The 16,993-nt window shown below is 62.4% G+C and carries 27 protein-coding genes; 1 reads left to right on the forward strand and 26 read right to left on the reverse strand.

Annotation, left to right across the window (positions count from 1 at the left end; genetic code table 11):
• Nucleotides 1-7 precede the first annotated feature (7 nt).
• Nucleotides 8-439, reverse strand: a complete 432-nt coding sequence (locus tag MSIL_RS02835; RefSeq protein ID WP_012589599.1) for a hypothetical protein — start codon at nucleotides 437-439, stop codon at nucleotides 8-10.
• 490 nt (nucleotides 440-929) lie between these two features.
• Between MSIL_RS02835 and MSIL_RS02840 the strand changes: the two genes are divergently transcribed.
• Nucleotides 930-1,379 (forward strand): RrF2 family transcriptional regulator, encoded by a 450-nt coding sequence (locus tag MSIL_RS02840; protein ID WP_012589600.1) that lies wholly within the window; start codon nucleotides 930-932, stop codon nucleotides 1,377-1,379.
• A 69-nt stretch (nucleotides 1,380-1,448) separates the two neighbouring features.
• Here the strand turns inward: MSIL_RS02840 and MSIL_RS02845 are convergent, their stop codons facing one another.
• The 25 genes from MSIL_RS02845 to fusA form a co-directional block, all read right to left on the reverse strand.
• Nucleotides 1,449-2,030, reverse strand: coding sequence for an adenylate kinase (locus tag MSIL_RS02845; protein WP_012589601.1), 582 nt, complete (start codon nucleotides 2,028-2,030; stop codon nucleotides 1,449-1,451).
• Nucleotides 2,027-3,355 carry a preprotein translocase subunit SecY gene (gene secY / locus MSIL_RS02850; RefSeq protein WP_012589602.1) on the reverse strand — a complete coding sequence of 443 codons (1,329 nt, stop codon included), beginning with the start codon at nucleotides 3,353-3,355 and terminating at the stop codon, nucleotides 2,027-2,029. Before secY ends, MSIL_RS02845 begins: the two co-directional genes overlap by 4 nt.
• A gap of 309 nt (nucleotides 3,356-3,664) precedes the next feature.
• Nucleotides 3,665-4,159: a 50S ribosomal protein L15 gene (gene rplO / locus MSIL_RS02855; protein ID WP_012589603.1), complete on the reverse strand. Its 495-nt coding sequence runs from the start codon at nucleotides 4,157-4,159 to the stop codon at nucleotides 3,665-3,667.
• A 25-nt stretch (nucleotides 4,160-4,184) separates the two neighbouring features.
• The gene (gene rpmD / locus MSIL_RS02860; RefSeq protein ID WP_012589604.1) at nucleotides 4,185-4,382 is read right to left on the reverse strand and encodes a 50S ribosomal protein L30; all 198 of its coding nucleotides are present in this window, start codon (nucleotides 4,380-4,382) and stop codon (nucleotides 4,185-4,187) included.
• A gap of 10 nt (nucleotides 4,383-4,392) precedes the next feature.
• Nucleotides 4,393-4,962, reverse strand: a complete 570-nt coding sequence (gene rpsE / locus MSIL_RS02865; RefSeq protein ID WP_012589605.1) for a 30S ribosomal protein S5 — start codon at nucleotides 4,960-4,962, stop codon at nucleotides 4,393-4,395.
• Nucleotides 4,963-5,042: 80 nt separating this feature from the next.
• Nucleotides 5,043-5,405 (reverse strand): 50S ribosomal protein L18, encoded by a 363-nt coding sequence (rplR, locus tag MSIL_RS02870; protein ID WP_012589606.1) that lies wholly within the window; start codon nucleotides 5,403-5,405, stop codon nucleotides 5,043-5,045.
• 23 nt (nucleotides 5,406-5,428) lie between these two features.
• Nucleotides 5,429-5,962: a 50S ribosomal protein L6 gene (gene rplF, locus MSIL_RS02875; protein ID WP_012589607.1), complete on the reverse strand. Its 534-nt coding sequence runs from the start codon at nucleotides 5,960-5,962 to the stop codon at nucleotides 5,429-5,431.
• A 25-nt stretch (nucleotides 5,963-5,987) separates the two neighbouring features.
• Nucleotides 5,988-6,386 carry a 30S ribosomal protein S8 gene (gene rpsH / locus MSIL_RS02880; RefSeq protein WP_012589608.1) on the reverse strand — a complete coding sequence of 133 codons (399 nt, stop codon included), beginning with the start codon at nucleotides 6,384-6,386 and terminating at the stop codon, nucleotides 5,988-5,990.
• A gap of 10 nt (nucleotides 6,387-6,396) precedes the next feature.
• Nucleotides 6,397-6,702, reverse strand: a complete 306-nt coding sequence (rpsN, locus tag MSIL_RS02885; RefSeq protein ID WP_012589609.1) for a 30S ribosomal protein S14 — start codon at nucleotides 6,700-6,702, stop codon at nucleotides 6,397-6,399.
• 41 nt (nucleotides 6,703-6,743) lie between these two features.
• Complete coding sequence (gene rplE / locus MSIL_RS02890) at nucleotides 6,744-7,475, reverse strand: 50S ribosomal protein L5 (protein ID WP_012589610.1); 732 nt, start codon at nucleotides 7,473-7,475, stop codon at nucleotides 6,744-6,746.
• A complete protein-coding gene (rplX, locus tag MSIL_RS02895; protein ID WP_012589611.1) occupies nucleotides 7,468-7,785 on the reverse strand; it encodes a 50S ribosomal protein L24 in 318 nt (105 codons plus the stop codon). Before rplX ends, rplE begins: the two co-directional genes overlap by 8 nt.
• The gene (rplN, locus tag MSIL_RS02900) at nucleotides 7,785-8,153 is read right to left on the reverse strand and encodes a 50S ribosomal protein L14 (RefSeq protein WP_012589612.1); all 369 of its coding nucleotides are present in this window, start codon (nucleotides 8,151-8,153) and stop codon (nucleotides 7,785-7,787) included. Before rplN ends, rplX begins: the two co-directional genes overlap by 1 nt.
• A 99-nt stretch (nucleotides 8,154-8,252) precedes the next feature.
• Entirely contained in the window at nucleotides 8,253-8,498 is a 246-nt protein-coding gene (gene rpsQ, locus MSIL_RS02905) for a 30S ribosomal protein S17 (RefSeq protein WP_012589613.1), read from the reverse strand.
• Between the two features lie 48 nt (nucleotides 8,499-8,546).
• On the reverse strand, nucleotides 8,547-8,759 hold the full coding sequence (rpmC, locus tag MSIL_RS02910) for a 50S ribosomal protein L29 (protein WP_012589614.1): 213 nt from the start codon (nucleotides 8,757-8,759) through the stop codon (nucleotides 8,547-8,549).
• 11 nt (nucleotides 8,760-8,770) lie between these two features.
• Nucleotides 8,771-9,184: a 50S ribosomal protein L16 gene (gene rplP, locus MSIL_RS02915; protein WP_012589615.1), complete on the reverse strand. Its 414-nt coding sequence runs from the start codon at nucleotides 9,182-9,184 to the stop codon at nucleotides 8,771-8,773.
• A 29-nt stretch (nucleotides 9,185-9,213) separates the two neighbouring features.
• Nucleotides 9,214-9,933 carry a 30S ribosomal protein S3 gene (gene rpsC / locus MSIL_RS02920; RefSeq protein ID WP_012589616.1) on the reverse strand — a complete coding sequence of 240 codons (720 nt, stop codon included), beginning with the start codon at nucleotides 9,931-9,933 and terminating at the stop codon, nucleotides 9,214-9,216.
• Nucleotides 9,934-9,942: 9 nt separating this feature from the next.
• A complete protein-coding gene (gene rplV, locus MSIL_RS02925; protein ID WP_012589617.1) occupies nucleotides 9,943-10,329 on the reverse strand; it encodes a 50S ribosomal protein L22 in 387 nt (128 codons plus the stop codon).
• 2 nt (nucleotides 10,330-10,331) lie between these two features.
• Nucleotides 10,332-10,610: a 30S ribosomal protein S19 gene (rpsS, locus tag MSIL_RS02930; protein WP_012589618.1), complete on the reverse strand. Its 279-nt coding sequence runs from the start codon at nucleotides 10,608-10,610 to the stop codon at nucleotides 10,332-10,334.
• A gap of 2 nt (nucleotides 10,611-10,612) precedes the next feature.
• Entirely contained in the window at nucleotides 10,613-11,452 is an 840-nt protein-coding gene (gene rplB / locus MSIL_RS02935; RefSeq protein WP_012589619.1) for a 50S ribosomal protein L2, read from the reverse strand.
• A 26-nt stretch (nucleotides 11,453-11,478) separates the two neighbouring features.
• Nucleotides 11,479-11,775, reverse strand: coding sequence for a 50S ribosomal protein L23 (locus MSIL_RS02940; protein WP_041368379.1), 297 nt, complete (start codon nucleotides 11,773-11,775; stop codon nucleotides 11,479-11,481).
• A gap of 8 nt (nucleotides 11,776-11,783) precedes the next feature.
• Nucleotides 11,784-12,404 carry a 50S ribosomal protein L4 gene (rplD, locus tag MSIL_RS02945; RefSeq protein WP_012589621.1) on the reverse strand — a complete coding sequence of 207 codons (621 nt, stop codon included), beginning with the start codon at nucleotides 12,402-12,404 and terminating at the stop codon, nucleotides 11,784-11,786.
• The gene (rplC, locus tag MSIL_RS02950; RefSeq protein WP_012589622.1) at nucleotides 12,401-13,138 is read right to left on the reverse strand and encodes a 50S ribosomal protein L3; all 738 of its coding nucleotides are present in this window, start codon (nucleotides 13,136-13,138) and stop codon (nucleotides 12,401-12,403) included. The genes rplD and rplC overlap by 4 nt, the downstream gene beginning before the upstream one ends.
• 92 nt (nucleotides 13,139-13,230) lie before the next feature.
• Nucleotides 13,231-13,539 (reverse strand): 30S ribosomal protein S10, encoded by a 309-nt coding sequence (gene rpsJ, locus MSIL_RS02955; RefSeq protein ID WP_012589623.1) that lies wholly within the window; start codon nucleotides 13,537-13,539, stop codon nucleotides 13,231-13,233.
• Nucleotides 13,540-13,670: 131 nt separating this feature from the next.
• Complete coding sequence (gene tuf, locus MSIL_RS02960) at nucleotides 13,671-14,861, reverse strand: elongation factor Tu (protein WP_012589624.1); 1,191 nt, start codon at nucleotides 14,859-14,861, stop codon at nucleotides 13,671-13,673.
• Between the two features lie 40 nt (nucleotides 14,862-14,901).
• Complete coding sequence (gene fusA, locus MSIL_RS02965; RefSeq protein WP_012589625.1) at nucleotides 14,902-16,977, reverse strand: elongation factor G; 2,076 nt, start codon at nucleotides 16,975-16,977, stop codon at nucleotides 14,902-14,904.
• Nucleotides 16,978-16,993: the final 16 nt, after the last annotated feature.

Below are 16,993 nucleotides of genomic sequence, written 5' to 3' on the forward strand. Positions count from 1 at the left end.
CTGTTCCTCAGAATTGTTTGGTCATGCCGCCCTCGCCGGAGGCGGGCCCGCGGGCGATCCAATAGGTGGCGGCGTCAGGTTTGAGCTGGAGGTTGAGCAGGTCGGCGCCCCGTTTGCGCATGATCCAGCCGAGCGGCGTCACCGCGCCGAAGAACATCAACCCCATCACGAGCGGATTGACGATGCGGTTCAAAAGCAGGCCGAGCTTGAACCAGGCGCGGTTGAGCGGATCGAGACGCTCGGGCGCGGCCATGGCCACAGCTGCGAAAAGCACTGCGACCGCAAGCAGGATCCAGCGCGGCGAGTGATGCGGCGAGTGATGATGAATGAGAGGCAAAAAGGCGAAGACCGCAAAGATCGCGGCGAAGGTCAGCCCGAATTTCCGATTGGACCCCAGAACGACCTTTCGGAAGCTGGAGACATTTTCATGGGTCTGCATGGGCTTGTGCTTCGTCCTCGGGAAAGTGTCGGGAGGTCCTGATACGCCGCTGGCCGCAGCCAGCCGCTTCGCGCTGCCAACAATACAAGGGCGCGCCCTATATGGAGATCGACTATGGTGTAAGTTCGAGCCTATCGAATCGCGAGTCTTTTGTCATTTCCCCGTCGTCAAAACAAGTCCAAAGCGGCGGCGCCATTTCTACACCTATCGGCCCGAGCTGACGCCGGTCGAATAATTCTCCTAGATTCAAGCCGCGCCGCAACTATTGTCTGCTAAAGCCTACAAAAATAGTGGACATTTGGCGAAAGGGCGCCTATTTGCGTGGCGCATGACGCTGAAAAGTTACAGAGTTTCCGAGCCAGCATTATGCGCTAAATTCTTGGAATCGATGATTTTCATGATTCTTGATTAAGCTGGTTCAAAAATCAGCTGCGCTCAAAAAGCGTGACGCGAGCGCGATCCTGTCCAAAAACGCGCGCATGGGGATTTGATGCTCACCAAAAAAGGCAAATATGGTTTGAAGGCGATGGTCCACCTGGCCGGATATCTTCCCGGCGAAGCGACCCTGGTGACGGATATTGCGACGGCGAATCAAATTCCGAAGAAATTTCTCGACACAATCCTCGGCGAATTGCGCAACGCCGGTTTCGTCAATTCAAAGAAAGGCAAGGGCGGCGGCTATACGCTGGCCCGTCCGGCGCATGAGATCAAGGTCGGCCACATCGTGCGTGTGCTTGACGGGCCGCTGGCCCCGATCCAATGCGCCAGCGCCACATCCTACCGGCGATGCGACGATTGCACGGACGAGAAGCGCTGCGGCGTCCGGCTGATCATGCTCGAGGCGCGCAATGCAATCGCTGAGGTGCTCGACAACCGCACTTTGGCTGAGATGCGCGCCCTGACGCAAAGCGATGACGCGCGCCTCATGTATTATATTTGATTGAGTTTCCGGGCGGCGGCTGATCGACGCTTTTGTCGATCAGCGCTCGGGAAGCCAGCCTGAAATCGCTCAGAAAGCGAGCGCCTTTTCGATGGCGGCGGAGACGTCGTCGATCGGCGCCATGCCGTCGACTGCCTTGAGCGCGCCCTTGCCCGCATAGAAGGCCGACACCGGCGCCGTCTGCGCGTGGTAGGATTCAAGCCGTTTCTTGAAGGCTTCGGGATTGTCGTCGGCCCGAATCGTCTCGCCCTTGGCGAGGCTTTCCTGAGCCCGGTTCTCGATGCGGGCAAGCAGCGCCTTGTCGTCGACTTTGAGCTCGATCACGGCGTCAAGTTTCATGTTCTTCTTGATGAGAATGTCGGCAAGCGCTTCGGCCTGTTTCACCGTCCGCGGAAAGCCGTCGAGGATGAAGCCCTCCTTGGCGTCCGGCTCGTCGATGCGATCGGCGATAATGCCGACGACGACTTCATCGGGAACAAGCCCGCCGGCGTCCATGATCGCCTTGGCCTTCAGACCGACAGGGGTGCCAGCCTTCACGGCGGCGCGCAGCATGTCTCCAGTCGATAATTGCGGGATGTTGAACTTCTGCTGGAGCCGCGTCGATTGCGTCCCCTTTCCGGCCCCTGGCGGACCCAGAAAAACTAGCCTCATTTTCGTCTCCCCCGCAATTTTGCTTTTTTAACGAGCCCTTCATATTGATGCGCCTGGAGGTGGCCGAGCACCTGAGCCACCGTATCCATGGTGACGCTCACAACAATAAGAAGCGACGTGCCGCCAAAGTAGAACGGAAGCGCGGCGTAGGAAATAAGCATTTCTGGCAATAGACAAATCACGGCGAGATAGGCGGCCCCGATCACGGTGATCCGCATCAAGATAGTGTCAATATATTGCGCGGTGCGCTCGCCGGGCCTTATGCCGGGAATGAAGCCGCCGTGCTTCTTCAGATTGTCGGCCGTCTCTACCGGGTTGAAGACGATTGCGGTGTAGAAGAACGCGAAGAACACGATCAGCCCGACGTAGGCGACCATATAGAGCGGCCGGCCGTGGGCGAGATAGCTCGAGAACAGGGCGACGATTCCGCTTTGGTTTTGCGAGAAATTGGCGATCGTCGTCGGCAGCAGCAGCAGCGAAGAGGCGAAGATCGGCGGAATGACGCCCGCCGTATTCAGCTTCAACGGCAGGAACGAGGTCTGGCCTTCGTAGACCTTGTTGCCCTGCTGGCGTTTTGGATAGGTGATCAGAAGCCGCCTCTGCGCGCGCTCCATGAACACGATGAACGCGATCACGCCGACCGACATCACGAGAACCGCGATGATGAGCCCGGTCGAGATCGCGCCCTGGCGCCCGAGCTCAAGCGTATTGATGATCGCCGAGGGGAAGGCGGCGACGATGCCGGCGAAGATGATCAGCGAGGAGCCGTTGCCGATGCCGCGCGAGGTGATCTGCTCGCCGAGCCACATCAGAAACATGGTGCCGCCAAGCAGCGTGAGAACCGTCGACACGCGGAAGAACCAGCCGGGATCGGTGACGACGCCCTGCTGGCTCTCAAGACCGACGGCGATGCCATAGGCCTGGAACGCCGCCAGAACGACGGTCAGATAGCGCGTGTATTGATTGATGACCTTGCGGCCGGATTCGCCCTCTTTCTTCAGCGCCTCGAGCGTCGGAATGACCGACGTCAGCAGCTGAATGATGATCGAGGCCGAGATATACGGCATGATGTTCAGCGCGAAGATCGCCATGCGCTGCACGGCGCCGCCCGCGAACATGTTGAAGAGTTCGAGAACGCCCTGCTTGTGATTGGTGAAATTCGCCTCGAAGGCGGCGGGATCGATGCCGGGCAACGGAATATAGGTGCCAAGCCGAAATACGATCAACGCGCCGAGGGTGAACCAGATGCGCTTCTTCAGCTCTTCGGCTTTGCCGAAAGCGCTCCAATTGACGTTTGCCGCAAGCTGTTCCGCAGCCGATACCATCTCGTGCTCCTCGGGCGCCTTACGCCGGAATGCCTTCTCAGGACCCCGCGTCAGCCAGCGGCCGAAGCGCCTGCCAATCGCGTTCGCCGCGCGGCGCGGGCCTGACGCGCGAAGGAGGATGACCGCGCCCGCGAATGTGGGGTTGCAAGCGATCGTCCGCCAGATTCAGGTCTGACGCGCTCCGCAGGGAACGGGGCGCCGACACCCTTATAGGTCAGGCGGGAGACGATCAAAAGCCCTCCCCTGCGGTTCGACGCCCCGCATCGGGAACGGCGGCGTAGACGCGCGCGTCTTTGCGTCTCGCGCCTGTTACGCCTCGGCGGACGCTGTCGGCGCCTCGGGCGCGCGCTTCAGGAGTTCAATCGATCCGCCTGCCGCCTCAATGGCGGCGACGGCGCTTTTCGACGCAGCGGCGACCTGGAAAGACAGTTTCGCCTTGAGTTCGCCGACGCCAAGAATCTTGACGCCGTCCCGCGGCTTTGAGATGAGGCCGGAGGCGATCAGCGATTCATTGGTCACGACGGCGGCCACATCGATCCGGCCGGCGTCGACCGCCTCCTGGAGGCGCCCAAGATTGATCTCATTATAGTCGAGCCCGAAGGGGTTGTAGAAGCCGCGCTTCGGCAAACGCCGATGCAGCGGCATCTGGCCGCCCTCAAAGCCCTTGATGGCGACGCCGGTGCGCGCCTTCTGGCCCTTGACGCCGCGTCCGCAGGTCTTGCCCTTACCCGAGCCGATGCCGCGGCCGACGCGCATGCGCGACTTCGACGAGCCGGGATTGTCCTGAATTTCATTGAGTTTCATAGCATTATCCTCGACGGCCGCGGCCTCAGTCGTTTTCGACGACGCGCACGAGATGCGCGACCTTGGCGATCATGCCGCGGATGGCAGGCGTATCCTCAAGCTCGGCGCGGCGGCGGATCTTGTTGAGCTTCAGCCCCTTCAGAGTCGCGCGCTGGTCAGCCGGGCGCCCGATCGGGCTCCGGATCTGCTCGACGATCACCTTGGGCAAGGTTTTGGCGGTCATCATAGGTTCCTTAGGCTTCGCTTGCGGCTTCTGCCTCGCCGCCCGGACGGCGACCCTGCAGAACGGACACTTTAAGGTTGCGCCGCGCAGCGACGGCGCGCGGCGAATCCTGCCGGCCAAGCGCGTCGAACGTCGCCCGCACCATGTTGTAAGGGTTGGACGAGCCCTGCGACTTGGCGACGACGTCATGCATGCCGAGCGTCTCGAAAATGGCGCGCATCGGACCGCCGGCGATGATGCCGGTGCCGGCCGGGGCCGCGCGCAAAACGACGCGTCCCGCGCCATGGCGTCCATTGACGTCATGATGCAGCGTGCGGCCCTCGCGCAGCGGCACGCGGATCAGCGAACGCTTCGCCGACTCGGTCGCCTTGCGGATCGCTTCCGGCACCTCGCGGGCCTTGCCATGGCCGAAGCCGACGCGGCCTTTCTGGTCGCCGACGACGACGAGCGCGGCGAAACCGAACCTGCGGCCGCCCTTCACCACTTTGGCGACGCGATTGATATGGACCAGGCGGTCCATGAATTCGCTGTCGCGCTCCTCGCGGTCGCGGCCACGGCCGCCTTCACCCTCACGCGCCATCTTTTTGTTCCATCTTCATATCGGTTGTCCGTTGCGCCTCGCCGGCGGCGGAGACTGGCTCGCCCGCTGGCGCTCCGGCTTTAGAAATTGAGGCCGCCTTCGCGAGCTCCTTCGGCCAGCGCCTTGACGCGGCCATGATAAAGATACGAGCCGCGGTCGAACACGACGTCGGTGACGCCGGCGGCCGTCGCGCGCTCGGCGATCAGCTTGCCGATCGCCCGCGCCGCCTCGACGTCGGCGCCGGTCTTCAGGCTCTCGCGGGCGCTCTTTTCGAGCGACGAAGCGGCGGCCAGCGTCAGGCCGGCCTCGTCGTCGATGATCTGGCAATAGATCTGCTTCGACGAGCGGAACACCGAAAGCCTTGGCTTGCCATAGGCGCGCGCGCGCAGGGTGCGCCTAACGCGCGCCCGCCGACGGTCTGTCGCCTTATTGTCCTGCGCCATAGCTGGCTCCTCTATCCTTCAACTTACTTCTTCTTGCCTTCCTTGCGGAAGATGAATTCGCCAGCGTATTTGACGCCCTTGCCCTTATAGGGCTCGGGCGGGCGCAGCGCGCGGATTTCAGATGCGATCTGTCCCACCTGACGCTTGTCGATTCCCGAGATCGCGACCTCGGTCGGCTTCGCCGCGACGATCGAAATGCCGTCCGGAATGGGAAAGGTCACGTCATGGCTAAATCCCAGCGAGAGCTGGAGATTTTTGCCGGACACAGCGGCCTTGTAGCCGACGCCGGTAATCTCGAGCTTGCGCTCGAACCCCTTCGATACGCCGACGACGAGATTATTCACCATGGAGCGGGTCATGCCCCACATGGCGCGCGCGCGCTTCGTCTCATTGCGCGGCGAGACCTCGATGCCGCCGTCGCCGAGAACGACGGTGACGTCCTCCGGCGCGGCGAAGGAGAGCTGACCCTTGCCGCCCTTGACCGAGATCAGCTGGCCGTCGACATTGGCCGTCACCCCGGAGGGAATCGCGACCGGCTTCTTTCCGATACGAGACATAATTGAAACTTCCTCGTTCTTTCGGTCAGAAGACCCTGCAGAGAACTTCGCCGCCGACATTGGCTTCGCGCGCGGCATGGTCCGCCATCACGCCCTTCGGCGTCGAGACGATTGTAATGCCCAGGCCGTTTGCGACACGCGGCATGGCGTCGACCGCGGCGTAGACGCGCCGGCCCGGCTTTGAGACGCGCTGGATCTCTCGGATCACCGGCAGGCCGTCGAAATATTTGAGCTCGACTTCGAACTCGGTGCGGCCGTTGCCATATTCGGTCGTCGAATAACCGCGAATATAGCCTTCCGACTGCAGCACGTCGAGAACATGGGCGCGCAGCCGCGAGCCCGGCGTCTGCACCTTGCCCTTGCGGCGCATCTGCGCATTACGGATACGGGTGAGCATATCGCCCAACGGATCGTTGACAGCCATGACGCCGCTCCTACCAGCTTGACTTGACGAGGCCGGGAATGAGGCCCTGCGACCCCAGCTCCCGCAACGCGATGCGCGACATCTTCATCTTGCGCGTGTAGGCGCGCGGACGGCCGCTGACCTCGCAACGGTTGCGCACGCGGACCGCCGACGAATTGCGCGGCAGTTCGGCAAGCTTGAGACGCGCCTCGAAACGCTCCTCGACATTCAGGCTCTTGTCATCGGCGATCGCCTTGAAGCGGGCGCGCCGCGCGGCATATTGCTTCACCAGCTTCTGCCTGCGCTTGTTCTTCTCAATCGAGCTTTTCTTCGCCATAAACCTCTACCCCTGGTCGCCGCGTCTGAAACGAAACCGTTTCACTGCCGGAACGGGAAGTTGAATGCGCGCAACAATGCGCGCGCCTCTTCGTCGGTCTTCGCCGTGGTGCACACGATGATGTCCATGCCGACGACGTTCTCCACCTGATCATAGTTGATCTCGGGGAAGATAATGTGCTCCTTGATGCCCATCGCGTAATTGCCGCGTCCATCGAAGCTTTTCGGGTTCAGCCCGCGGAAGTCGCGAATGCGCGGCAGCGCGATCGTCACGAGACGATCGAGAAACTCGTACATCCTCGTCTTGCGCAAGGTGACCTTGGCGCCGATCGGCATGTTCTCGCGCACCTTGAAGGTCGCGATCGCCTTGCGGGCGTGGGTGATCACCGGCTTCTGGCCCGCAATCAGTCCAAGATCGGCCGCGGCCAGCGTCACCTTCTTGGTGTCGTTGACCGCCTCGCCGACGCCCATGTTGAGGACGATCTTCTCGATCGTCGGCACTTCAAGCGGGTTCTTGTAACCGAACTGCTCGATTAGCTGCGACCGCACGACCTCTTCATAATGCTTCTTGAGACGCGGCGCGTAATCGGCCGGCAGAGCGAGATCGGTCGCCGAGGCGGTCGGACCCGCCGCGCGCTCACGCCCGCCGCCGCCGCCTTCGGCCTTGGCTGTCGCCTTGACTGTCGACTTCGAGCCCTTGGCCGCCGTCTTGGCGTCCTTGCCGCCCTTGGGAGCGGCGCCCTTGCCGCCTTTCCCTGCTTTGGAATCAGCCATCTATCACGTCTCCGGAACGCTTCGCGAAGCGAACCTTGCGGCCGTCTTCGAGAACCTTGAAACCGACGCGAGTCGGCTTGCCGTCCTTCGGGTCGGCGACCGCGAGGTTCGACAATTGAATAGCCGCCTCCTTGGAGACGATGCCGGCTTCCTGCTGCGCAGTCTGCCGCTGGTGGCGCTTGACGAGATTGACGCCGCGAACGAGGGCGCGGTCTTCCTTCGGAATGACCTGCAGCACTTCGCCCGAGCGGCCCTTGTCGCGTCCGACCAGTACGACGACCTTGTCGCCTTTCTTGATCTTTGCCGCCATCACAACACCTCCGGCGCGAGCGAGATGATCTTCATCTGGTTGCGCGCGCGCAACTCGCGCGGCACCGGTCCGAAGATGCGCGTGCCGATCGGCTCGGCCTGGTTGTTGATCAGCACCGCCGCGTTGGAATCGAAGCGGATCACCGAACCATCGGCGCGCTTGATGTCCTTGGCGGTGCGAACCACCACGGCCTTCATCACATCGCCCTTCTTGACGCGGCCGCGCGGGATCGCCTCCTTGACGGAGACGACAATGATGTCGCCAACCCCGGCGTATTTGCGCTTGGAGCCGCCGAGCACCTTGATGCACATCACGCGGCGCGCGCCGGAATTATCCGCGACGTCGAGATTTGTCTGCATCTGGATCATCGTTTCATACCTTTCTAGTCAGACCGGTTTCCGGCGGCGCCCGCTGCGCTCCGGACTACGTCTGAAGGAGGCGAACCCCCTTTAGCATTCCTGCAATCTTCAGCCTTGGGCTTGCGCCGCCGGCAACACGATCCAGCGCTTCAGCTTCGACATCGGCTTCGTCTCTTCGATCGACACCGTATCGCCGATCTTGAAAGCCTTCGTCTCGTCATGCGCGTGATAATTCTTCGAGCGCCGCACCGTCTTCTTCAGAAGCGGATGCGTGAACCTGCGCTCGACCTTCACGACGATGGTCTTTTCCTGCTTGTCGCTCACGACGACGCCCTGGAGAATTCGCTTCGGCATAGTCTTTCAAACCTGTTCTTTTCGGACCGGCGAGAGCCGGAAGGAAGCCTATTTCGCGGCCGCGCCGCGCTGCTGCGCCGCGATCGTCTTGAGACGGGCGATGTCGCGCCGAACGACGCGCACGCGCGCTGTATTCTCGAGCTGCCCGGTGGCGCGCCGGAAGCGGAGATTGAACTGCTCTTTCTTGAGGTTCAAAATCTCCTGCTCGATCTGGTCGCCGGTCATGACCTTGAGGTCGGCCAAACGTTGGGTCCCCTTCATCGCCGCTCCTCCTATTCTTGAATGCGCTGAATGAAGCGCGTCTTGATCGGCAGTTTCGCGGACGCAAGCTGCAGCGCCTCGCGGGCGAGATCGACCGGCACGCCGTCGAGCTCAAACATAATGCGCCCGGGGGCGACGCGGACGGCCCAAAGTTCCGGCGCGCCCTTGCCCTTGCCCATGCGCACTTCGGTCGGCTTTTTCGACACGGGCACATCCGGGAAGATGCGGATCCACACGCGGCCGGCGCGCTTCATGTGGCGCGTCATGGCGCGGCGGGCCGCCTCGATCTGGCGCGCGGTGATCCGCTCGGGCTCGAGCGCCTTCAGTCCGAACTGACCGAAGCTCAATTCGAATCCGCCTTTGGCCGCGCCGTGAATACGGCCTTTGAAGGCCTTGCGGAATTTGGTGCGCTTGGGTTGCAGCATAGTCAAAAACTCTCAGATGTTCGCGCAGCTCAAGCCGCGTCGCGGTCGCGCCTGCGTCGATCGCCGCCGCCGCCGCCGTGATCCTGCTCGGCCATTTTCTTGTCCTGGGCCATCGGATCATGCTCAAGGATTTCGCCCTTGAAGATCCAGACCTTGATGCCGCAGGCGCCATAGGCCGTATGCGCCGTCGCGGTGCCGTAATCGACGTCGGCGCGCAGCGTATGCAGCGGCACGCGGCCTTCGCGATACCACTCAAGACGCGCGATCTCGGCGCCGCCGAGACGGCCGGAGCAGTTGATGCGGATGCCTTCCGCGCCAAGCCGCATTGCCGATTGAACCGCGCGCTTCATGGCGCGCCGGAAGGCGACGCGCCGCTCGAGCTGCTGCGCGATCGAATCCGCGACAAGCGTCGCATCGATCTCAGGCTTGCGAACTTCGACGATGTTGATGAGGACTTCGCTGTCCGTCATCTTGGCGACGAGCTTGCGGATCTTGTCGATATCCGCGCCCTTCTTGCCGATCACGACGCCGGGACGCGCCGAATGGATCGTCACGCGGCACTTCTTGTGCGGACGCTCGATGATGATCTTGGAGACAGCCGCCTGCTTCAAGGTCTTCATCAAGGCCGCGCGGATCGCCATGTCTTCATGCAGCAGCTTGCCGTATTCGTTCTTGCCGGCGAACCAGCGCGAATCCCAGGTGCGGTTGATGCCGAGCCGAAGGCCGATCGGGTTGACTTTCTGTCCCATCTTCTCTCCTCAGGCCTGCGCCGCTACGGCGACTTCGCGCAGCACGATCGTCAAATGCGAGAACGGCTTCTGGATCTTGCCAGACCGGCCGCGCGCCCGCGGACTGAAGCGCTTCATCACCAGCGCCTTGCCGACGAAAGCCTCGGCGACGACGAGATCGTCGACTTCGAGACTATGATTGTTCTCGGCGTTGGCGATGGCCGACTCCAGCGTCTTGCGGACGTCGAAGGCCGCCCGCTTGCGCGAGAATTCGAGCTCGGCGAGAGCGCGCTCGACCTTCTTGCCGCGAATGAGCTGCGCAAGCAGGTTGAGCTTTTGCGGGCTGATGCGCAGCATCCGCGCGACAGCCTTCGCCTCATTATCCTTGAGCGCCCGGGGGGTCTTCTCCTTGGACATGATTAGCCTCTCCTGGCTTTCTTGTCCGCCGAATGACCGTGGAAGGTCCTCGTCGGAGAAAATTCGCCGAACTTATGGCCGATCATCTCCTCGGTCACATTGACCGGGACATGCTTGTGGCCGTTGTAGACGCCGAACGTCAGCCCGACGAATTGCGGCAGGATGGTGGAGCGGCGGCTCCAGATCTTGATGACTTCGGAGCGGCCAGTGGCGCGCGAGGCATCCGCCTTCTTGAGCAGATAGCCGTCGACGAACGGGCCCTTCCAGATCGAGCGAGCCATGGTCAGCCCTTCTTCTTGCTTTTGTGACGCGAGGTCACGATGAATTTCGTGGTGGACTTGTTCGAGCGCGTCTTCTTGCCCTTCGTCGGCTTGCCCCAGGGGGTCACCGGATGACGTCCGCCGGAGGTGCGGCCTTCGCCGCCGCCGTGCGGATGATCGACCGGGTTCATGGTGACGCCGCGGTTATGCGGACGGCGGCCAAGCCAGCGGCTGCGTCCCGCCTTGCCGATCGAGGCGTTCATGTGGTCCGGGTTCGACACCGCGCCGACCGTCGCGAAACACTGTCCGTGAATGAGGCGCTGCTCGCCCGAATTGAGGCGAATGATGACGTAGCCCTGATCGCGGCCGACCACCTGAGCGAAGGTTCCGGCGGAGCGCACCATGGCGCCGCCCTTGCCGATCTTCATCTCGATGTTGTGCACGATTGTGCCGACCGGCATGCTGGCGAGCGGCATCGCATTGCCGGGCTTGACGTCGGCCTGCTGCGACGACACCACCTCGTCGCCAACGGAAAGCCGCTGCGGCGCGATGATGTAGGACTGCTCGCCATCGGCGTAACGGATCAGAGCGATGAAGGACGTGCGGTTCGGATCATATTCGATCCGCTCCACCTTCGCCGCGACGTCGAGCTTGCGGCGCTTGAAGTCAATGATGCGATAGGTCTGCTTGTGGCCGCCGCCGCGAAAACGCACGGTGATGCGGCCATTGTTGTTGCGCCCGCCTGACGACGACTTGCCTTCAGTCAGCTGCTTGAGCGGCTTGCCCTTGTAAAGGTCGCTACGGTCGACGATCACGAGCTGGCGAAGGCTCGGCGTGACTGGGTTGAACGTCTTCAGCGCCATAGGCGTCTATCCTTAAGTCCTGAACTCTAAAGGCCGGTCGTGACGTCGATCTTGTGACCTTCGGCGAGGGTCACGACCGCTTTCTTCACATCCGACTGAACGCCGCGCGTCCCCTTGAACACTTTACGCTTGCCCTTGCGGATCAGCGTATTGACGCCGGTGACCTTGACCTCAAAGAGGCGTTCGACCGCGGCCTTGATCTCCGGCTTCGTCGCGGTGCGGCGAACCTTGAAGATGACCTGGTTGGCCTCGGAGGCGAGCGTCGCCTTCTCGGTGATGACCGGGGCGATGATCACGTCGTAATGATGCGCGTCGAGCGCCAGTTTCGAGCTCATTTGAAGCGCGCCTCCAGGGCGTCGATCGCGGCTCTGGTCAAGACCAGTTTTTCGCGGCGGAGAATGTCGTACACATTGATGCCCTGCACCGGCAGGACGTCGATCTGCGGAATGTTGCGAGCCGCGAGCGCGAAATTCTGCTCGACCTCAGCGCCGTCGATGATGAGGGCGCTGAGCAGGCCGGCCTTGGCGAAGCTCGCCTTCAGCGCCTTGGTCTTGGCGTCAGTGGCGCTGGCGTCCGACCACACGATGATCCCGCCGCCCTGAGCCTTGGCCGAAAGCGCATGCTTCAGCGCGAGGGCGCGAACCTTCTTTGGCAGATCATGCGCATGGGAGCGCACGACCGGACCGAAGGCGCGTCCGCCGCCGCGAAACTGCGGCACGCGGGCCGAGCCGTGGCGGGCCGAACCGGTGCCCTTCTGCTTGTAGAGCTTCTTGCCGGTGCGGGCGATTTCCGCGCGGCCCTTGGTCTTATGCGTCCCGGCGCGCCGCTTGGCGAGCTGATAGCGCACCATGCGGGCGATGAGATCCTGCCGCGGCTCAAGGCCGAAGATCGAATCGTCGAGATCGATCGACCCGGCGCTGTCGCCGTTGAGGGAAGTAATGTCGATCTTCACGCTTGCGCTCCCGTATCCGATGCGGCGTCGGCCTCGGCCGGCTGAGGCGCGGCGCTGTTGGCGAGGCGATATTTGCCGGGCTGCGGCGCATCCTTTGGCAGCGCCCGCTTGATCGCGTCGCGCACCTGAATCCATCCGCCGGCGACGCCGGGGACGGCGCCCTCGACGAGGATCAGACCACGCTCAATGTCGAGCTGCACCACCTTCAGATTGAGCGTGGTGACGCGCTCCGCGCCCATGTGGCCGGCCATCTTCTTGTTCTTGAATGTCTTGCCCGGATCCTGACGACCGCCCGTCGAACCGTGCGAACGGTGAGACAGCGAGACGCCATGCGTCGCGCGCAAGCCGCCGAAATTCCAGCGCTTCATCGGGCCGGCGAAGCCCTTGCCGATGCTCGTTCCCGTGACATCGACGAACTGGCCGACGACGAAATGATCGGCGGTGATCTCCGCCCCGACGGGGAGGAGATCGCTCTCCTCGACGCGAAACTCGGCGAGCTTCAGCTTCGGCTCGACTTCGGCGATCGCAAAGCGGCCGCGCTCGGCTTTCGAGACGTTCTTGACCTTGGCGCGGCCGATACCCAGCTGCAGCGCCGTGTAGCCGTTCCGCTCCTTGGTCCGATGCGCGACGACCTGGCAGCCGTCGAGCTTCAAGACCGTGACCGGCACATGCTCGCCGCCGTCGTTGAAGACGCGCGTCATGCCGAGCTTTTGTGCGATGACACCTGACCGCATGGTTTAATCCTCAAAATCCCGGACGCGGGGCGCGTAGCCCGCAAGCGACAAGGGTTCGTCTTTTCCTGACCAGCCGACCCGACCAGTTGGGCCTAGAGCTTGATCTCAACATCCACGCCGGCGGCGAGGTCCAGCTTCATCAAAGCGTCGACGGTTTGCGGCGTCGGATCGACGATGTCGAGCACGCGCTTATGCGTCCTGATCTCGAACTGCTCGCGCGACTTCTTGTCGACGTGGGGCGAGCGGTTCACCGTGAACTTCTCGATCTTCGTCGGCAGCGGGATAGGACCGCGAACATGCGCGCCGGTCCGCTTCGCCGTCGAGACGATCTCTTTCGTCGACGTGTCGAGAATCCGATGATCGAACGCCTTGAGGCGAATGCGGATATTCTGGCCGTTCATCTATGCAATCCCTGTCGGCCCGCGTCGGAGAACCCGTCTCGCCGGCTTCGTCTGTCCTTGCGCCTTCTAAAGGCCGGCGCGGCGCGCCGGCCTCGGCTGGCCGGGCAAAGCCCGGCCGATCGCGTAAAGCGTTACTCGGTGATCGAAGCGACCACGCCCGCGCCGACGGTCCGGCCGCCTTCGCGGATGGCGAAACGCAGCTTCTCTTCCATCGCGATCGGCGCGATGAGTTCGACGTCCATCGTCACATTGTCGCCGGGCATCACCATTTCCGTGCCTTCCGGCAGGGTCACGACGCCGGTCACATCCGTGGTGCGGAAGTAGAACTGCGGCCGGTAGTTGGTGAAGAACGGCGTGTGGCGGCCGCCTTCATCCTTCGTCAGGATGTAGGCTTCAGCCTTGAACTTGGTGTGCGGCTTCACGGAGCCGGGCTTGCAAAGCACCTGGCCGCGCTCGACGTCTTCGCGCTTCGTGCCGCGCAGCAGCGCGCCGATGTTGTCGCCGGCCTGACCCTGATCGAGCAGCTTGCGGAACATCTCAACGCCGGTGACGACGGTCTTGACGGTCGGCTTCAGGCCGACGATCTCGATTTCCTCGCCGACCTTGACGATGCCGCGCTCGACGCGGCCGGTGACGACCGTGCCGCGGCCGGAGATCGAGAACACGTCTTCGACCGGCATCAGGAACGGCAGATCGATCGGACGCTCGGGCTGCGGGATGTAGGCGTCGACGGTGTCCATCAGCGCGAGCACGGCGTCATGGCCGATCTCGGGCTGCTTGCCTTCGAGGGCGCAGAGAGCCGATCCCTTGGTGATCGGGATATCGTCGCCGGGGAAGTCATACTTCGAGAGAAGCTCGCGAACTTCGAGTTCGACGAGTTCAAGAAGCTCGGCGTCGTCGACCATGTCGACCTTGTTCATGAACACGACGAGCGCCGGCACGCCAACCTGACGCGCAAGCAAAATATGCTCACGGGTCTGCGGCATCGGGCCGTCGGCGGCCGAAACGACCAGGATCGCGCCGTCCATCTGCGCGGCGCCGGTGATCATGTTCTTCACATAGTCGGCGTGGCCGGGGCAGTCGACATGCGCGTAATGGCGCTTCTTGGTCTCGTACTCGACGTGAGCGGTCGAGATCGTGATGCCGCGGGCCTTCTCTTCCGGGGCCTTGTCGATCTGATCATAGGCCGTATAGGTCGCGCCGCCGGTTTCAGCGAGAACCTTGGTGATTGCAGCCGTCAGCGAGGTCTTGCCGTGATCGACATGACCAATCGTGCCGATGTTGCAATGCGGCTTGTTCCGCTGAAATTTTTCCTTGCCCATCTTGTGGCTCCTCTAGAACGCTTTGCGCTTCAACCGCGGCTCAGGCGTATTTCGCTTGGACCTTCGCGGCTTCGCCCGCGGGGACCTGTTCATAGTGATCGAATTGCATCGTGTAGTTCGCCCGGCCCTGACTGAAGGACCGGAGCTGATTGACGTAGCCGAACATGTTGGCGAGCGGCACCATCGCATTGATGACAACCGCATTGCCGCGCATGTCCTGACCCTGGACCTGACCGCGACGGCCGAGCAGATCGCCCATGACCGAGCCGGTATAGTCTTCCGGGGTTGTGACCTCGACCTTCATGATCGGCTCGAGCAACACCGAGCCGCCCTTCTGCAGCGCCTCGCGGAACGCGGCTCTCGCCGCGATTTCGAAGGCGAGCACGGACGAGTCGACATCGTGGAAGCCGCCGTCGATGAGCGTCGCCTTGACGTCAACGACCGGGAAGCCGGCGAGAATGCCCGACCCCATGACGCTGTTGATGCCCTTCTCGACGCCGGGAATGAATTCCTTCGGCACCGAACCGCCGACTATCTTCGATTCAAACACGTTTCCGGCGCCCGCCTCATTCGGCTCGAAGACGATGATGACGCGGGCGAACTGGCCCGTGCCGCCGGTCTGCTTCTTATGCGTATGGTCGATCTCGACGCGCTTGGTGAGGCGTTCGCGATAGGCGACCTGCGGCGCGCCGATATTGGCGTCGACCTTGTAGGTGCGGCGCAGAATATCGACCTTGATGTCGAGATGGAGCTCGCCCATGCCCTTCAGGATTGTCTGGCCGGACTCCTGGTCGGTCGAAACGCGGAAAGACGGATCTTCGGCCGCGAGCTTGGCCAACGCAAGGCCGAGCTTTTCCTGATCGGCCTTCGACTTCGGCTCGATGGCGATCTCGATGACGGGCTCGGGAAACTCCATCCGCTCCAGAATGACCGGCTTCGAGAGGTCGCACAGCGTATCGCCGGTGCGGGTGTCCTTGAGGCCGGCAAGCGCGACGATGTCGCCGGAATAGGCTTCCTTGACGTCTTCGCGATTGTTGGCGTGCATCAGCAGCATGCGGCCGATGCGCTCTTTCTTGTCCTTGGTCGAATTCAGCACGGTTGTGCCGGATTCGACATGGCCGGAGTAGACGCGCGCGAAGGTCAGCGTGCCGACGAAAGGATCGTCCATGATCTTGAAGGCGAGCATCGAGAAGGGATCTTCGTCGCGCGGCATGCGCAGCACTTCCTCGCCCGTGTCGACGTCGACGCCCTTGATCGCCTCGCGATCGATCGGCGAGGGCAGATAGTCGACAACCGCGTCGAGCAGCGGCTGCACGCCCTTGTTCTTGAAGGCGGAGCCGCAAAGGATCGGAATGAAGGTGATGTAGCGGACAGCCTTGCGGATGAGGCGCTTCAGCGTCTCCTCGTCCGGCTCCACGCCGTCGAGATAGGCCGACATCACGTCGTCGTCGAGTTCGACCGCCGTCTCGATCAGGATGTGGCGGTATTCCTCGGCCTTGGCCAGAAGCTCAGCGGGAATCTCGGCGTCATTATATTTTGCGCCGAGCGCCTCGTCCTGCCAGACGACTGCTTTCATGCGGACGAGATCGATGATGCCCTTGAAATCGGATTCGGAGCCGATCGGAAGCTGGATGCAAACCGGGCGGCCGCCGACCTTGGTCTTGATCTCGTCGACGCAGCGATAGAAATCGGCGCCGATCTTGTCCATCTTGTTGACGAACACGATGCGCGGGACGTGATATTTATCGGCCTGACGCCATACGGTCTCGGTCTGCGGCTCGACGCCCTGATTGCCGTCAAGCACACATACGGCGCCGTCGAGCACGCGCAGCGAACGCTCGACTTCAATCGTGAAGTCGACGTGGCCGGGGGTGTCGATGATGTTCAGCCGCTTGCCGTTCCAGAAGGTGGTCGTCGCAGCCGAAGTGATCGTGATGCCGCGCTCCTGCTCCTGCTCCATCCAATCCATGGTCGCAGCGCCGTCGTGCACTTCGCCAATCTTATGCGACTTGCCGGAATAATAGAGGATACGCTCCGTCGTCGTCGTCTTGCCCGCATCAATGTGGGCCATGATGCCGAAGTTACGGTAGTCCTCGATGTTATGACTGCGCGGCATAGTCCATTCCCTTCAG

This window comes from Methylocella silvestris BL2 (assembly GCF_000021745.1).
In the GTDB taxonomy this organism is placed as follows: Bacteria; Pseudomonadota; Alphaproteobacteria; order Rhizobiales; family Beijerinckiaceae; genus Methylocapsa; species Methylocapsa silvestris.

Bases quoted from the DNA above. Each gene is read 5' to 3' on its own strand.
- rpsN (WP_012589609.1), bottom strand. From the start codon at position 6,702: ATGGCGAAGAAAAGCTCGATTGAGAAGAACAAGCGCAGGCAGAAGCTG.
- MSIL_RS02840 (WP_012589600.1), top strand. From the start codon at position 930: ATGCTCACCAAAAAAGGCAAATATGGTTTGAAGGCGATGGTCCACCTG.
- rplB (WP_012589619.1), bottom strand. From the start codon at position 11,452: ATGGCGCTGAAGACGTTCAACCCAGTCACGCCGAGCCTTCGCCAGCTC.
- rpsQ (WP_012589613.1), bottom strand. From the start codon at position 8,498: ATGCCGAAGCGAATTCTCCAGGGCGTCGTCGTGAGCGACAAGCAGGAA.
- rpsJ (WP_012589623.1), bottom strand. From the start codon at position 13,539: ATGAACGGCCAGAATATCCGCATTCGCCTCAAGGCGTTCGATCATCGG.
- rpmC (WP_012589614.1), bottom strand. From the start codon at position 8,759: ATGAAGGGGACCCAACGTTTGGCCGACCTCAAGGTCATGACCGGCGAC.
- rplV (WP_012589617.1), bottom strand. From the start codon at position 10,329: ATGTCCAAGGAGAAGACCCCCCGGGCGCTCAAGGATAATGAGGCGAAG.
- secY (WP_012589602.1), bottom strand. From the start codon at position 3,355: ATGGTATCGGCTGCGGAACAGCTTGCGGCAAACGTCAATTGGAGCGCT.
- rplF (WP_012589607.1), bottom strand. From the start codon at position 5,962: ATGTCTCGTATCGGAAAGAAGCCGGTCGCGATTCCCTCCGGGGTGACG.
- rplP (WP_012589615.1), bottom strand. From the start codon at position 9,184: ATGCTGCAACCCAAGCGCACCAAATTCCGCAAGGCCTTCAAAGGCCGT.
- rplX (WP_012589611.1), bottom strand. From the start codon at position 7,785: ATGGCGGCAAAGATCAAGAAAGGCGACAAGGTCGTCGTACTGGTCGGA.
- rplC (WP_012589622.1), bottom strand. From the start codon at position 13,138: ATGCGGTCAGGTGTCATCGCACAAAAGCTCGGCATGACGCGCGTCTTC.
- rpsE (WP_012589605.1), bottom strand. From the start codon at position 4,962: ATGGCGCGTGAGGGTGAAGGCGGCCGTGGCCGCGACCGCGAGGAGCGC.
- rplN (WP_012589612.1), bottom strand. From the start codon at position 8,153: ATGATCCAGATGCAGACAAATCTCGACGTCGCGGATAATTCCGGCGCG.
- fusA (WP_012589625.1), bottom strand. From the start codon at position 16,977: ATGCCGCGCAGTCATAACATCGAGGACTACCGTAACTTCGGCATCATG.
- MSIL_RS02835 (WP_012589599.1), bottom strand. From the start codon at position 439: ATGCAGACCCATGAAAATGTCTCCAGCTTCCGAAAGGTCGTTCTGGGG.
- MSIL_RS02845 (WP_012589601.1), bottom strand. From the start codon at position 2,030: ATGAGGCTAGTTTTTCTGGGTCCGCCAGGGGCCGGAAAGGGGACGCAA.
- rplE (WP_012589610.1), bottom strand. From the start codon at position 7,475: ATGGCTGATTCCAAAGCAGGGAAAGGCGGCAAGGGCGCCGCTCCCAAG.
- rplO (WP_012589603.1), bottom strand. From the start codon at position 4,159: ATGAAACTCAATGAAATTCAGGACAATCCCGGCTCGTCGAAGTCGCGC.
- rpsC (WP_012589616.1), bottom strand. From the start codon at position 9,933: ATGGGACAGAAAGTCAACCCGATCGGCCTTCGGCTCGGCATCAACCGC.
- tuf (WP_012589624.1), bottom strand. From the start codon at position 14,861: ATGGGCAAGGAAAAATTTCAGCGGAACAAGCCGCATTGCAACATCGGC.
- rpmD (WP_012589604.1), bottom strand. From the start codon at position 4,382: ATGACCGCCAAAACCTTGCCCAAGGTGATCGTCGAGCAGATCCGGAGC.
- rpsS (WP_012589618.1), bottom strand. From the start codon at position 10,610: ATGGCTCGCTCGATCTGGAAGGGCCCGTTCGTCGACGGCTATCTGCTC.
- rpsH (WP_012589608.1), bottom strand. From the start codon at position 6,386: ATGGCTGTCAACGATCCGTTGGGCGATATGCTCACCCGTATCCGTAAT.
- rplR (WP_012589606.1), bottom strand. From the start codon at position 5,405: ATGGCGCAGGACAATAAGGCGACAGACCGTCGGCGGGCGCGCGTTAGG.